The following is a 14,252-nucleotide window of genomic DNA, read 5'->3' on the forward strand; positions in this document are numbered from 1 at the left end:
TTCAGCATCAAAGGAGTGTTTTAAATGAGAGTCCGAAAAGCGATCATTCCAGCAGCCGGTTTAGGAACAAGATTTTTGCCCGCTACAAAAGCACAGCCAAAAGAAATGCTGCCAATCGTCGACAAGCCTACAATCCAATACATTGTTGAAGAAGCAGTTAAATCTGGCATTGAAGATATCCTAATTGTCAGCGGCAGAGGCAAGAGGGCGATCGAAGACCATTTCGACAAGTCCTATGAATTGGAAGAAACACTCATTAAGAAAGAAAAAATCAACAGATTGGAAGAAATCCAGGACATCTCCAATCTCGCCAACATCCATTATGTCCGCCAGAAGGAACCTCTCGGCCTGGGCCACGCCATCCATTGCGCCAGCCGCTTCATCGGGAATGAACCCTTTGCCGTCCTGCTCGGGGATGACATCGTCAAATCGAAAACCCCTTGCCTGAAGCAGCTTATCGACGTTTTTGATAAGTACAATTCATCCGTCCTGGGTGTCCAGGAAGTTCCGCCTGAAGATGTATCGAAATACGGGATCATCTCCCCTCTTGAAAACAACACGCTGGATGAGCATCTTTTAGCTCTATCCTCCGTAGTGGAAAAGCCAAGCCCGCAAGACGCGCCCTCGAATTTCGCGATTATGGGACGTTATATTCTTACTGCTGATATCTTCCCGATCCTGGAGAATCTTCCGCCAGGCTCAGGAAACGAAATCCAATTAACGGACGCCATCAAGCTCCTGAATGAAAAACAAAATGTCCTTGCCTATAACTTCTCCGGGCAAAGGTACGATGTCGGGGACAAGTTCGGATTCATCAAAGCCACGATTGATTTTTCACTCCAGCGTCCTGATCTGCAGGAAAATGTTAAGACCTATTTACAGGAATTGCTGGTGGACAATCAGCTTTCCATAAACTCTTGATGTGTTTCCATTCATAAAAGATTCATCATCTGAAGGAGGAAAAGCAATGAAAATCGCCATTATCGGAACAGGTTATGTCGGGCTTGTAACAGGTGTATGCCTTGCGGAGATCGGCCACGAAGTGACATGCATTGATATCAACCCTCATAAAATTGACCAGTTAAAACGGGGGATTTCTCCTATATATGAACCAGGACTTGAAGAATTGATGGAAAAAAATCGCGCAGAGGGAAGGCTCGATTTCACAACAAATGATATAACCGGCCTAAAAGAAAAAGAAGTCATCTATATCGCTGTCGGCACCCCGGAAAGCGCGGATGGAACAGCAGACCTTTCCTATGTCTTCAATGCCGCGCGTTCGATCGGGCAAAATATTACTCAGGATGTTGTCGTCGTCACTAAAAGTACTGTCCCAATCGGCACTAACGTGAAAATCCGCCAGTTGATCCTTGCCAACCTCCAGGGAAACCATTGCGCGGAGGTCGTATCCAACCCTGAATTCCTGCGTGAAGGTTCAGCCATCCATGATTCATTCAAAGGCGACAGGATCGTCATAGGGGCAGACAACGCGGAAGCGGGGAATATCGTGGAAAAAATCAACAAACCATTTGGGCTGCCAATTTTAAGAACAAGTATCCATAGTGCCGAAATGATCAAGTACGCCTCGAACGCATTCCTTGCGACCAAGATTTCTTTTATAAATGAAATTGCCAATTTATCCGAAAAAACAAACGCAGATATTGAAGAAGTCGCAAAAGGCATGGGGATGGACAGAAGAATCGGGGACCGATTCCTGAATGCCGGGATTGGCTACGGGGGTTCCTGCTTCCCTAAGGACACGCATGCACTTGTAAAAATATCCGAAGAATTCAACCATGATTTCCACCTTTTGAAATCGGTCATTTCAATCAATGAAAAACAAAAAACATTGCTCGTCAAAAAAGCCCTGGAGCGTTTTGGCTCACTCTCCGGAAAAAAAGTCGCATTGCTGGGACTTGCCTTCAAGCCGGAAACGGATGATATGAGAGAAGCCGCGTCTATTCCAATCGCAGCGGAACTTGTCGAGTTGGGGGCCGAAGTCATCGGCTATGACCCAATTGCTGCAGGGAATGCAAAGAAGGTCCTGCCCGAGGAAGTCATTTATGCCGACCAGATTGAAGAAGCAATCAAGCAGGCCGACCTTGTATTTATTGTTACGGAATGGGAGGAGATAGTGGAAAAAACCTTGTTCCTATCTAACCTGTTCATGGAAAAACCCGTCATTTTCGATGGCCGGAATTGCTATTATGATGAAGACATCAAAAATTTCAATGGGGAATATGTCTCTGTTGGAAGAGAGCCAAATAAAGCAAGTAAGCAAGATGAACATCAAATTGCAGCCATTGGCTAATGTGGAAACAGAAACAAGCATTCAAAAGAGGGTGTCCCAAAAGGATAAACTTTTGGGCATCCTCTTTATTTTTGAGGCTGCTTGTAAAAATGTCCGTTGATTTCCGTTCCAGGCGCTTCGCTTTCCGCGAGGCTGGCGCTGAGCCACATCATCGCTTCGCTCTTGCGGGGTCTCATCTGACCAGCTGATTCCGCAGGAGTCTTCGCGCCTTCCACTCCAATCAACTCAGGTTTCTAAATTCATTTTTTGCGCAAAAAAATACAAAATACCCCAATCCCGGAAGGACATCGTTCGCGATATCCTGTGCCCTCTTTTCAGAGACAGCGATGATTCGCCAGATGTTCATCTGCGCGCCGATGTCAATGATGATCGACACGAAGATGACGAATCCGAAGCTCGCCAAAAGCTTGTCAGTAAAAACCGTTGTCTGTGTCAGGAAGCCTGGTCCGATAGCGGATGTCGCCATTAGGAAGGCAGCACCCAGCAATAAGCTTCTATTCGATTTAGTTCCCATTTGTTCCTCCCTTGTCCCTATGTTCCGTTATTTTAAATAGTCACCTATCCTTCCAACCAGTACCCCCGATTCCCTAAGCGCAGCAGAAATGTACCTGGCGAAATCGAGAGCCCTCTCCCCATCTCCATGGATACAGACCGTATCTGCTTTGATCGGGACATCGACACCCTGCCGGGAGAGGACCTTCCCCTCCTTGACCATGCGGATGACCTGGCTGATTGCCACCTCATGATTCTTAATCAGCGCATCCTTTTCCCGCCTGGAAGTCAGTGAACCGTCCTGCTGGTAAGTCCTGTCGGAAAAAACTTCACTGGCAGTGCGAAGGCCAATTTTTTCACCTGCGGCTACCAGTTCTCCTCCGGCAAGGCCAAACAGGATCATTTCAGGGTCGACATTGTAAACAGCCTCAGCGATCGCTTCAGCAAGAGCCAGATCTTTGATCGCCATGTTATAAAGGGCACCGTGCGGCTTGACATGCTGGACCCTGCCCCCTTCGGCCATAGCGAATGCAGAAATCGCTCCAATCTGGTAAACGACAAGGTCGTATGCCTCCTCTGGCGTGATGCTCATTTCCCTCCTGCCAAAGCCAGCGAGGTCCTGGAAGCCCGGGTGCGCTCCAATCGCCACATCCTTATCAAGGCACATCCGGATCGTTTTTCGCATCGTGGATGGGTCGCCCGCATGGAAGCCGCAAGCGATGTTGGCACTCGTCACATAATCGAGGATTTCTTCATCCCTCCCCATTTTATAAGCCCCAAAGCTTTCTCCCATATCACAATTCAAATCAACTATATGCATCTTCATTCCCTCCTGTCCTTCTGGGTGATTTTCAGGCAGATTCCATGTTTTAGCTGCTGGATGTCCAGCTCCCTTTCCAAATACGACTTCTGGGCTTCTTCGAGGGATATCTGTTTGAACCTAAGCGTGTCTCCCGGTTTTGCCTGTGCCACGAGCGGGAGGTCTGCTGCCGCGGTTTGCCCGATTTTCGGGTATCCGCCAGTTGTTTGCCGATCCGCTAGCAGGATGATTGCTTGTCCATCCGGAGGCACCTGGATCGTCCCAAAACTCACTGCCTCTGAAATCATTTCCCTTCGATCCTTTAGCGCCAATGCCGGTCCCTCCAGCCGATAGCCCATCCGGTCTGATTGGGAAGTAACGGTAAAAGTCTCGGTAACAAGCTTTTCGACGCTATCGTCCGTGAATGATCCGTACTGTCTTCCCTTGATGATCCGGATGGTATAGCCCTTTTGGTAACAAGGGATGAGACGGGCAGCGACAGACCAGCCGGCATCTGTAAAATCCCCCTCTAAAAACCTGGTGAAATACCTTTTCATTTTTCGGGAGAGACCATTTGCCATACCAATCGGAAGCTGGTCGCCCTCCGTTAACGCACGACCTGCGAATCCCCCGATTCCGGCTCTTAAGTAGGTGGATTTACTCCCCATGACCGGAGGAACACATAAACCGCCGGCTATTGCGAGATAGGCACGGGCACCGGAAAGGCACTGCCCAAACTGCAGTTCACTTCCTTTTTTCACAAGGATTGTCCGCCAGGTCCTGACCCTTTTCCCATTAATCGCTGGGGATAGATCCGCTCCGCAAATCGCTATCAATGCATCCTCATCAAAATGTATAGTCGGGCCCAGCAAGGTGATTTCCAATGTCGGGGTGTTTTCCTCATTCCCTACGAGCAAATTGGCAACCCGATGGGCAATTGTATCCATCGCGCCACTCGCTATGACACCATATTTCTGATACCCATACCGCCCTAAATCCTGAACGCTAGTAAGGAGTCCGGGCTTGATGATCGTGATCATCGGCATTTCTCCCACTCTCTGTATTCTTCGAGGCTGATCGGCGTGAATTTTATTTTGTCCCCGGCTTTCAAAAGGCTTGGGCGTTCCGCTTCCGGCCGGAAGAGCTTGAGCGGCGTCCGCCCGATCAGCTGCCAGCCGCCAGGCGTTTCGATCGGGTAAACCCCGGTTTGCTTGCCGGCTATTCCAACGGAGCCTGCCGGAATCTTCAGGCGGGGGGTTTCTTTCCGCGGCGCCGCGATTTTATCCGACATGCCGCCAATAAAGGGAAACCCCGGAGCGAATCCAATCATATACACAAGGTAATCACCGCTTGAATGGATGTCGATGACCTCTTCGGCAGACAATCCATTCCGTTTGGCGACCTCCTCCAGGTCGGGCCCGAATTCTCCTCCATAGCAAACGGGAATCTCGACAGCACGTGCCTCCTCTGGGTTTCTATCCGGAAGTGAAGTCAATAATTGCTCCATCTCACGGCTTACGTAATGGTAGGGAAGAGTTTGCGAGCTGTATACATTTGGAATCGCCGCTGGATCATAGAAAATGGTGATGGTCGTGAAAGCCGGAACATATTCCACCATCCACTCCGGCTGGTCCCCATCCAATAAGGCAGCCACTGCCTGTACCCTCTGCTGGACCGAAGTAGCAATCTCCGTCCCAAACTCAACGACAATCGCTTGATCTCCAAGCGGGAGCAGACGATACTCCATTCCTACACCCCCAAAAAAATTTACTTGCCAAAAACAATTGCTTATAGGATAACATAATTCACGATATATTTTGAATAATGAAAAATTACCCTTTCTGTCTTTAACGTGCAGTTCCCTGGAGCTGAAAATCCTGCCAAATACTCTTACATCAGTACGCAATTTGAATTGTAAGGCTTGCTGCTCATGTTCCCCCGAAGCAATCGAACCCTTCATAAGGCAAATCCACTATAACACCCTGATGTTTTCAAAAAAATTCCATTTAAATTTACACCCTTGAAATTGACACAGAATTTCAAATGTAGGAAAATAGACCTATATACCTCTCCGTTTTTTCTTTCCCTATTTTCAATGCCACCTGTCGCAGTTTATCCCATTGAGGTAAGGATGTCTGAATGAAGTTCTTCCATTATCGGAATTAAAATGAATAAAGAAAAGAGGTATGCAAATGAATCCCGTACACGGAAGCTCAATTGAACACCTCGACCAAGAATGGTATCAGCTGATCGATACCGCGCGAAAAATGGGAATCTCCAAAACTGAGGTTGGCACATTCATACAAGAGACCGCTGCAACGGTTCGGAAAATAAATAATGACGAAGACAAAAGAAGCTAGCCTTGATGACGAGGACGCTTCTTTTTTTGGAGGCGGGAAACACGGGGAAGCACGGGGACGGTTCTTAAAAGGGTTCAATCGGAAGTTTTGCGCGAAAAGAAGGCACAACCAGCGGTTTTTATCTCCGGTTGTGCCTTCTGCTTTCTCATATTTAGGTCAGACAGCGCAAAATTTTTGATTGCCCGAGAAGAATGAAGTCGCGGTCTCGGCTTATGGGATTTCAAACTTCCCAGTGCCATCTGTTTGTGGTTTTTGTGCGGCCAGAATGGAAGAAATCCTGTCAAATGCAAAGGAATTCGATGTTTCAAGATACAATTTCCCCCTCCCCACTGAAGGGGCTTTTTTAGAAGCATTCAATTTGCCGCATTCAAGGGACCTCCTCGGAAGCTGGCTTCAGGCGGTCCTTCTTACAGCCGGGGCAGAGGGTGATATCCTTATTCAAGAGGATGGAGACCACCTCATGGATGGGCAATCCTTCGAATAATGGCTGATAGGTCTTGCTTTTGGTCAGTTTCCTGCATCGGGTCAGCTTTTCCTTCTTCACCCTATTGGCAAGGATCCCATAATACCGGATCTTGACGAATCCCTTCGGGAGGACATGCATAAGGAATCGGCGGATGAATTCCACTTTCGTCAACGTGACGGTCCTGATCCGGTTATTTTCCTTATAATCCCTGACACGGAAGGTGACCGTGCTGGCATCATCGGAAACGATCCGGTTATTCGAAATCGCAATGCGATGGGTATAGCGACCGAGGTATTCCATTACGGCCTGGGGACCTGAGAATGTCCTTTTCGTGTAACTGTACCAGTCGATGGAATAGCACGAATCGACTAGCCGATGGAAATGCCGAGGCTGCCTAAGCCGTTTCATGTGCCCATAGAACTGAAGCTCGCCCTTTTCATAAAATTTCTTCAGGTAGTAGAGGTACTTCCCGCGAAACTTCTTGGAAAGCACCTTGATAGGGAGAAAGAACTTTCCATCAACCATTTTCCACTGATTGTGTTCCGTCAGGCCTCCGGCCAGCACGACGGTATGGATATGGGGATGGTAATGAAGGTTCTGCCCCCAGGTGTGCAGCACGGAGAAGAAGCCAATCCGTGCACCAAGGTACTTCCGGTCCCCGGAAAGTTCCATCAGGGTCTCCGCCACAGCCCTGTACATCAAGTCATAGAGAAGCTTCTGATTTTGATAGATGACCATGTGGAGCTGTTTCGGCATCGTGAAGACGACATGGAAGTACGGGGCATCCAGGATATCCTTCTTCCTCCTGTCGACCCAGATATCCTTGTTCACCCCCTGGCATTGGGGACAGTGGCGATTCCGGCATGAGTTGTAACAGACACGGCAATGGCCACAGTTCCCGCATTCGAAGGAACGCGCCCCCATCCCTGGGGTCTTGCAGTTCATCAGGGAGTCGGCAGCTTTGGCCTGGATACGGGACGGCACGTGCGTTTCCACATAATCGTGATAGGAATCCCGAAAGATCTTTTGGACAGTCGTCATGGCCCGGTCCCCTAAGAGTCCAGGGGACTCTTGATCCCCATGAGGCTTTTGGATGTCAAGTGAAGGTATCTCTGTGTCGTCTTCAGGTTCCTATGTCCAAGCATCTCTTGGATATGGATGATTTTCACTCCTCTTTCGAGGGAATGGGTCGCAAAACAGTGCCTGAGCGTATGCGCAGAAACCCTTGGATCCAGGTTGTGCTTCTCACGAAGCTTGAGGAAAGCATTCTTGACGGACTTAATCGTGTAAGGCTGTCCCTCTTTTTGTCCCTGGAAGAGCCAGTCATCAGGCGAATAGGGTTCATTCCGGAAATAAGCCTTGAAATACTCACGGAGGATAAGCAGGGCTTTCTCGGACAGGATGGTGTATCTGACTGTATGATGCTTGGCCTTGTCTACCCGGATGGTCATGGTCTTACTGCAGATGTCACGGATCTTCAGGCGTGCCACTTCGCTCACCCTTAAGCCTCCGCCATAAATCAGGGCGAAAATGGCCTTATGCTTTACATTTTCGATGCCGTCTATAAAAGCGACAACCTCTTCCTTTGGAAGGATGACCGGAAAATGGGGAGTCCGTTTCATCCTTGGGACCTTCCTGGGGTTCCATTCCTTGTCCATGGCGAACGTGTAGAACACACGGATCCCTGAAATGTAGTTATTGATCGTACCAGCCGAAAGGCCTCGTTCATTTTTTAGGTATAGGATATATTGCTGGATCTCCCTTTCACTCATCTCAGTGATGGAGTGGTTCCGCTCTTTCATATAGGAAAGGAAAGCAAGGATTCTTCTTCCGTACGATTCCCTTGAGGATTCCGGGATTCCTTTGAGTTCGAAGTAGAGATTGATTGTGTCTTCAAAGTCTTCATATAGTTCCATGATGAAACCTCCTGATTCAGTAATCAATTTGATGGCGGCTGAATCAGGAGTCAGGAGGTGGCCTGCATGGAAAAGGGGATATTAATGGATATCTGCTTAAGATTGGATGTGTTATAATCATAAAATAAAAGTATGTTTCTATGGGATTTGTTTTCTTTGGCGATTAAACAATACCATATGAAACATACTTTTTCTTCGTTTATGCACTATTTTTTGTTCGGGTGGGCTGTTTTTGGGCCATCGCGTAGCGATTTCGTTCTTCTCATGCTTCACGAAATTGAAGCACGAGAACCGTCCCCGTGCTTCAGACAAATAGGATTTCTTCTGTGGCTCTGTAGTCTCTTGGTGAGAGGCCGACGTATTTTTTGAAGGTGCCGCTGAAGTAGTTGGGGGTGTTGTAGCCTAGTTCTTCGGCGATCCATTCGATTGTATGGTTTGTGTGCCGCAACAGCCAGACTGCCCTTTGCATCCTCACAAAGGTAACGTACTCGACGAAGCTGCGCCCTGTTTCCTGTTTGAAGATCCTGCTGAAATAGGGGACGCTAAGATTGATTTGGTCCGCGGCCTGTTTGACCGATAGATCCTCTGTACAATACTGGGCAATATAGTCCGTACACTTCTGGATCCCTTCATCTGTTGTGATTTCCTCGAAATAACGGAGGCATAGCCGTTCGTATGGAGAAGTCCGCCGGGCTTTGCATGCTTCCCGATAAGAGTTGTGGAGAAGCAGCGGGTCACGATAGATGGAGCCTGCACCGATGTAGAGCTGGATACCATAATCCCTCTCAAGCGCAGAAATCCCGTCGAGGATTTTCTCTTCTCCCTCTTTCCAGTGCTTCAATGATTGGTACTTTGCCGGAACATGGATCAGCATGAGTAAATGCCTACGATACGACAGGAAGGTTAGATGATGCATCTTGAACCTGTCTTTGAACGATTCCTGTATGATCATGGGAGCATGCCAGCCCTCCTTTTCCCGCTGTTCCGGATACCGGACAAATCCCTGGATAAAACAGACAACATTCGGTACAGCCCCATTGTTCAAAAAAAAGCCAGAGTCGATCATTTCCTGTTCTGTTTTGATTTCCCCAGCCAGCAGCCTCCGTAAGAACGCCTCCTGGAATGGCAGGGAGTGGCGCTCTTTCTTCTGCTTTATCTGAATCCTGGCCATTGGATCCTCCTCATGAGCCTGTATTCTCTCCCCTTCACTCGAAAGCTCTCCGATCGCCTTCTTTATTGTCCGCAAAAACGTATGTTTTTTCGTTGATTTCACCAGAAGATACGAAAGCTTGAATTCCATGGCCAGCGGGGAAGTATGCAATAAAGCAGGGGATAGCAGCGGAATGATCCTGCAGCCTTTATTCCGTTTGCGGAACCGGTGTATTTTTACCCAATCATGCCACTTGCTGACTTCGATAACCGCTATATGGATTCCCTGGCCAGGACAGTCTTTTCCTGCCAGGATGCAATTCCCGGCCAATTCTTCCGAAATCCAGCTTGAGAGCTTTTCCCGCTCAAACGGATCATCCACTAAGAGACATATTGAATACACAATCTCCCTCCTCCCCATCATTCAGCTCACTGAAATTTTATACAATTATTGGAATAAAAATTAAAGAAGATTAAATATTTGTATATTTCTGATAATTTATTGTAAGGTATATGACCTGGCGATGACGTACAATCATTTTTATAATATCACGGCCTGCCCAAAGGAGGGAAACAGAAAGTCGTAGGCTATGAAACAAAATAAAGGAGGAAATCAAATTGGCAGGGGAATATACCGAGTACGATTATGTAGCGGCAGACACCATCGATGTCAGCGAGCTAGAACCGCTGGATCCGGAAACAAAGAAAATCATGAAAGGCGAATTCAGGACTGGGTTAAAACTAACGCTCTTCTATTATATTTTCATTCTTTCAATCCCGGTTTTGAACTGGTACGCAGAAGGATTCATGTTCTCCCGTTTATGGGGCGGCATGACCTACAGCTGGTTCCTGACGAGCATCGTCGCAATGGCAATGGCTTTTATCATAGCGTATATTCATACATACCTGTATGAAAAACGCTTAAAAGTGAATGAAAAAAATACTGGCGCTCCAGCTCAATCTCCTGAAGAAAGGAGCATTGTTTGATGGCCGTAATTTTAGAACCGAAATTTTTGCTTACCCTGCTCCTGATGGGTACGATTGTCTACATCACCTATTTGACAAAAAGAAGCGCGACAGCCTCTGATTACTTCGTTGGCGGCCGCAGCTTCGGCTGGTTCACAAACGGATCGGCAATCGGCGGTGATTATTTGAGCGCCGCCACCTTCCTCGGCATCGCCGGGCTGACGTATCAGCTGGGCTATGATGGAGCCTACTACGCCTTTTGTTTTTCCATCGGGCTGACGCTTCTTGCCATCTTCGTGGCAGGTCCGCTCCGCCGTTTCGGTGCCTACACAGTAGCTGACTTTCTGGCCTATCGTTTCCACAGCAAACGGGCCCGGCTTGCCGCCGTTGCGGTTGTCCTTGCGATTTCCGGTTTCTATGCCGCTCCCCAGCTGCTCGGCGCAGCCCAGATCCTTAGCATGTTCTTCGGGACCAGCTATGAATTCGGGATCATTTTCACCTGTACCGTCATGATTTTTTATGTCGGCATCGGCGGAATGAAAGGCACCACACTCAACCAGGCCCTTGAATTATGGATCCGGCTTGGCGCCTTCCTCCTCATGGTCGGTGCTGCCATCTATGGCGGTCTCCATTACCATGAGATCCTGGCAGGAATCAATGAATTCAAAGGTTCGATCGCAGGAACGGCCGGATTCACTACCGACGGAAAGGACATTCCATTCGATGGATCTGTCTGGACCGGTACTGGGAATTACTTCCCGTCCTTCTGGCAGACGATTTCGATGACCATCGGGCTGTCACTGGGCACAATTGGGCTGCCACATATCCTCCTGCGTTTTTATACGAACCCAAGCGCGAAGGCGGCCCGCAGATCGGCTCTAATGGCGATCGGGATCGCGAGTGTCTTCTTCTTGTTCGCAGTGTATCTTGGTGTGGTAGGCCGTTCCATATTCCTGACAGGCAATGCCGATCCGGGCATCATGAAAGATCTGATTGCCGGAGGAAACAATATGGTCGTACCATCCACTGCACAGGCACTTGGCGGGGAATGGCTGCTCGGACTCGTGATTGCCGGTGCATTCGCTGCCGTCTTCTCGAACCTTTCCGGGCTGTTCATCGCAAGCTCCGGTGCCCTTGCCCACGATCTTTATGCGACCTTCTTCCGTAAAAACATCACAGAGAAGGAGCGTGTCATCGCTGGAAAGGTCTCGATCATTGTCCTTGGCATCCTGTATGGCATTCTCGGGCTGATGGTAAAAGAAGCATCCATCGGCCACCTGGTTGCCCTTGCTTTTACTGTTGCGGCCAGTACGTTCACACCGATTTTCATCCTTGGCATCTGGTGGAGAGGGATGACCGAAAAAGGAGCGATCGCCGGCCTTGTGATCGGCCTCGTCGCCTCCATGTACATGATCTTTTTCAAGACAACGCTGCCAGAATTTTTGCAGTTCAATGTACCTGGCCTCATCACCGTTCCGATTGGCTTCCTATCAGTCTATATCGTCTCGAAGCTCGACCGCCGGGTACCAGCAGACGTGAATGATTTCATGAGGCAAGTGCACTCGAAGGAGTCTGAAGCAGCATAGATTTATCCCATTTCAATAGAGGCTGTCCGAACTGGTCTTGCTGATTGACCTTCGGACAGCTTCAATTTCATTGGCCCCGCTAATCCTTTTGAACTCCCCCAAGTTCAGATTCTCCAACTCCTGACCCAACGAGCCGGCAATCCATCCCCCATGAAATCACATTCTTTTTAGCTACAACTTGCCCGGTAAAAAAACGCTTCATTATAAGGTGGCATCCGCCCAATCCTTTTGTTAGCGCCGACAGGACTTTTCGGCCGACTTGATTTTGAATTAAGCCGATCCCGTCATGAAGTGCTAGCCGGCAAGGAAGGCTGGAGGTCCTCTTTTTGCCTGCACATGTCGTTTTTCGGCAGGATTGATGATGTCAGCACTGGAACCAGGCGCCCTTCCATCATCCAGATAGGCTGTTTTCTAAAAGATTATTGCTTCCTGAACCAATTTCAAGGAAAACAAATCGTTTTTGAAAAGATTGATGGGAACGAAAGGTGCGTGACTCCGGTGGGAACAGCGGGAAAATTGCGGCCCCACAGGCGTTTTTGACTCGTGGAAGCTCCACTCACGCCCCGCGGAAAGCTAGAGCCTGGAGTGTAAATCAATCATTTATTAAAAATTGACGAAAACAGCTTTCAGATAAAATCCCCCCAGAAAGATTTTTTAAATCATGATAAAGGGTTGAAACGATACAATTTTGTCGCTATAATTAAAAAACGACAATATTGTATAGTTTTTTGTGAACCAATTGTGAAAGAGGTGATTCTATGTCTCCAAGAGTCAGCGAAGAATATAAAATGGAGAGGAAAAGACAGTTAATCAGAGCTGCAAAGAAGGTTTTTATCCAAAAAGGTTATGTCCACACATCGATGCAGGACATCATGGATGAAGCCGGAATCTCAAGAGGTGCATTTTACACCTATTTTGATAATATCGATCATGTTTTTATCGAAGTCCTAAAACATGAAGATGAAAAAGAAATCAAGGACTTTATCCCAACCGATGGCGGTCCCCTCTGGCCATGCCTGAAGCGCTGGATCAAAGAACAACAGTCCCATATTGAAGCGGTTGATCAAACATTGGTGTACGCAAAGGCTGAATTCTTTTTATCATCCAAGTATGTGAAGAATAAAGATTACTTCCCCTACATTGTCGAGCGTTACAATCGGGCGACTGAAGCGATTGAACAAATATTGAATGAGGGCATCCGAAGAGGAGAATTCAAGCCAGTGCAATCGTCCCATTCCATTGCGAGGTACCTCCTTTCCTTCATCGATGGATTATTATTGAACACCTTCCAATTGGGACACGAACAGACAAAAGTCAAGGAGCAATTAACCGTCCTCCTTTTCACATTGGAAAAGATGATCAATCCTGAAAATCTGAAATAAGGAGTAATGCTATATATTTGAATCATCGAGGATCAGATTGAGAAAAATGACGAGGGAAGATACCGAACTTTACCATACATGGAGAAATGATATGGAGGTCATGCGCTTCACCAATCTTATCCATTGGAATCAACGAGAAATAGATTTCGTCGATCAAGTGACCCTGGGATCACCTTCGGCTAAAAGCTATATCATGCTTCAGAAAAATATCGAATCACCGATCGGAACCGTATCCCTGATCAGTATTGATTATCAAAACAGAATGCTGGATGCATTCTCGATACGGGAGAAAAGGACTATTTGGGAAAAGGTATGGTTCAGAAGGTTTGATATTACTGCTGGACTACGTCTTTTACGAAATGAACCTACACCGGATTTCGCTTAAGGTATTTTCATTCAATGATAGAGCCTTTCATCTGTATAAAAAACTGGGTTTCCAGAAAGAATGGGTCAGCAGGGAGATCCTATTTTAGGGAAGGGAAATGGCATGACATCATCCATATGGGCCTGCTCAAGAATGAATGCGATGAACAGCAAGGCAAGGCAGACTGATCCTTTTAACTTGCTAGAAATAAATTTCACCTCATTCCTGCAGTTCTTATTATTGCTCAGGTGTCCGTTTCGGCCTTAGCTGGCTAGAAATTCATGTAAATCTCCTCTCCTGCCGGTAGAGTAAGAAACTGATTTCAAAGAGGGAGCCTTCCTGGCTTCCTCTTTTACTTTCAGTCCCTCCTCATCAAACCGTACGTGAGGTTTTCCCTCATACGGCTTTCCGACGTTCTTCTTTCTTTGGCAGTACGTACCGGCCTAACTAGCCAATTTCAC

12 protein-coding genes and 2 pseudogenes are annotated in these 14,252 nt (G+C 47.7%); 7 read left to right on the top strand and 7 right to left on the bottom strand.

Translation table 11 applies throughout. The annotated features are described in order from the left end of the window. The first annotated feature begins 24 nt into the window (after positions 1–24). Together galU and JJQ88_RS02885 are read left to right on the top strand one after the other, a co-directional pair. On the top strand, positions 25–921 hold the full coding sequence (gene galU, locus JJQ88_RS02880; protein WP_210364217.1) for a UTP--glucose-1-phosphate uridylyltransferase GalU: 897 nt from the start codon (positions 25–27) through the stop codon (positions 919–921). Positions 922–967: 46 nt separating this feature from the next. After that, the gene (locus tag JJQ88_RS02885; RefSeq protein WP_210364218.1) at positions 968–2,311 is read left to right on the top strand and encodes a UDP-glucose dehydrogenase family protein; all 1,344 of its coding nucleotides are present in this window, start codon (positions 968–970) and stop codon (positions 2,309–2,311) included. A gap of 259 nt (positions 2,312–2,570) precedes the next feature. On the opposite strand, the pseudogene JJQ88_RS02890 reads toward JJQ88_RS02885, so the two are convergent. The 4 genes and pseudogenes from JJQ88_RS02890 to pxpB all read right to left on the bottom strand — a co-directional run. After that, positions 2,571–2,825 (bottom strand): annotated as a pseudogene (locus tag JJQ88_RS02890) (hypothetical protein); the annotation flags it as partial. Between the two features lie 27 nt (positions 2,826–2,852). After that, positions 2,853–3,623, bottom strand: a complete 771-nt coding sequence (locus JJQ88_RS02895) for a LamB/YcsF family protein (RefSeq protein WP_210364219.1) — start codon at positions 3,621–3,623, stop codon at positions 2,853–2,855. Positions 3,624–3,625: 2 nt separating this feature from the next. After that, positions 3,626–4,642: a 5-oxoprolinase subunit C family protein gene (locus JJQ88_RS02900; RefSeq protein WP_246860890.1), complete on the bottom strand. Its 1,017-nt coding sequence runs from the start codon at positions 4,640–4,642 to the stop codon at positions 3,626–3,628. Continuing rightward, complete coding sequence (gene pxpB, locus JJQ88_RS02905; RefSeq protein WP_210364220.1) at positions 4,639–5,349, bottom strand: 5-oxoprolinase subunit PxpB; 711 nt, start codon at positions 5,347–5,349, stop codon at positions 4,639–4,641. The genes JJQ88_RS02900 and pxpB overlap by 4 nt, the downstream gene beginning before the upstream one ends. A 445-nt stretch (positions 5,350–5,794) precedes the next feature. Here pxpB and JJQ88_RS02910 point away from each other — a divergent pair, with 445 nt between their 5' ends. After that, a complete protein-coding gene (locus tag JJQ88_RS02910) occupies positions 5,795–5,962 on the top strand; it encodes an anti-repressor SinI family protein (protein ID WP_210364221.1) in 168 nt (55 codons plus the stop codon). A gap of 367 nt (positions 5,963–6,329) precedes the next feature. On the opposite strand, the gene JJQ88_RS02915 is transcribed toward JJQ88_RS02910, so the two are convergent. From JJQ88_RS02915 to JJQ88_RS21645, 3 genes are all read right to left on the bottom strand, one after another. Continuing rightward, the gene (locus JJQ88_RS02915; RefSeq protein ID WP_210364222.1) at positions 6,330–7,469 is read right to left on the bottom strand and encodes an IS91 family transposase; all 1,140 of its coding nucleotides are present in this window, start codon (positions 7,467–7,469) and stop codon (positions 6,330–6,332) included. Between the two features lie 11 nt (positions 7,470–7,480). Beyond that, entirely contained in the window at positions 7,481–8,344 is an 864-nt protein-coding gene (locus JJQ88_RS02920) for a tyrosine-type recombinase/integrase (protein WP_210364223.1), read from the bottom strand. 304 nt (positions 8,345–8,648) lie between these two features. Beyond that, positions 8,649–9,896, bottom strand: coding sequence for an AraC family transcriptional regulator (locus JJQ88_RS21645; protein ID WP_210364224.1), 1,248 nt, complete (start codon positions 9,894–9,896; stop codon positions 8,649–8,651). Positions 9,897–10,111: 215 nt separating this feature from the next. Between JJQ88_RS21645 and JJQ88_RS02930 the strand changes: the two genes are divergently transcribed. From JJQ88_RS02930 to JJQ88_RS02945, 4 genes and pseudogenes are all read left to right on the top strand, one after another. Next, positions 10,112–10,480 (top strand): hypothetical protein, encoded by a 369-nt coding sequence (locus JJQ88_RS02930; protein WP_246860891.1) that lies wholly within the window; start codon positions 10,112–10,114, stop codon positions 10,478–10,480. Further along, on the top strand, positions 10,480–12,045 hold the full coding sequence (locus JJQ88_RS02935) for a sodium/solute symporter (RefSeq protein WP_246860892.1): 1,566 nt from the start codon (positions 10,480–10,482) through the stop codon (positions 12,043–12,045). Before JJQ88_RS02930 ends, JJQ88_RS02935 begins: the two co-directional genes overlap by 1 nt. Before the next feature lie 758 nt (positions 12,046–12,803). Then, a complete protein-coding gene (locus JJQ88_RS02940; RefSeq protein ID WP_210364226.1) occupies positions 12,804–13,427 on the top strand; it encodes a TetR/AcrR family transcriptional regulator in 624 nt (207 codons plus the stop codon). Between the two features lie 46 nt (positions 13,428–13,473). After that, a pseudogene (locus JJQ88_RS02945) lies at positions 13,474–13,979 on the top strand (GNAT family N-acetyltransferase). The last annotated feature ends 273 nt before the right edge of the window (positions 13,980–14,252 follow it).

Source organism: Bacillus sp. REN3 (genome assembly GCF_017912555.1).
GTDB lineage: Bacteria > Bacillota > Bacilli > Bacillales > Cytobacillaceae > Mesobacillus.

Excerpts from the sequence above, each read along its gene's own strand:
- galU (WP_210364217.1), top strand. The coding sequence starts at position 25 with ATGAGAGTCCGAAAAGCGATCATTCCAGCAGCCGGTTTAGGAACAAGA.
- JJQ88_RS02885 (WP_210364218.1), top strand. The coding sequence starts at position 968 with ATGAAAATCGCCATTATCGGAACAGGTTATGTCGGGCTTGTAACAGGT.
- JJQ88_RS02895 (WP_210364219.1), bottom strand. The coding sequence starts at position 3,623 with ATGCATATAGTTGATTTGAATTGTGATATGGGAGAAAGCTTTGGGGCT.
- JJQ88_RS02900 (WP_246860890.1), bottom strand. The coding sequence starts at position 4,642 with ATGATCACGATCATCAAGCCCGGACTCCTTACTAGCGTTCAGGATTTA.
- pxpB (WP_210364220.1), bottom strand. The coding sequence starts at position 5,349 with ATGGAGTATCGTCTGCTCCCGCTTGGAGATCAAGCGATTGTCGTTGAG.
- JJQ88_RS02910 (WP_210364221.1), top strand. The coding sequence starts at position 5,795 with ATGAATCCCGTACACGGAAGCTCAATTGAACACCTCGACCAAGAATGG.
- JJQ88_RS02915 (WP_210364222.1), bottom strand. The coding sequence starts at position 7,469 with ATGACGACTGTCCAAAAGATCTTTCGGGATTCCTATCACGATTATGTG.
- JJQ88_RS02920 (WP_210364223.1), bottom strand. The coding sequence starts at position 8,344 with ATGGAACTATATGAAGACTTTGAAGACACAATCAATCTCTACTTCGAA.
- JJQ88_RS02935 (WP_246860892.1), top strand. The coding sequence starts at position 10,480 with ATGGCCGTAATTTTAGAACCGAAATTTTTGCTTACCCTGCTCCTGATG.
- JJQ88_RS02940 (WP_210364226.1), top strand. The coding sequence starts at position 12,804 with ATGTCTCCAAGAGTCAGCGAAGAATATAAAATGGAGAGGAAAAGACAG.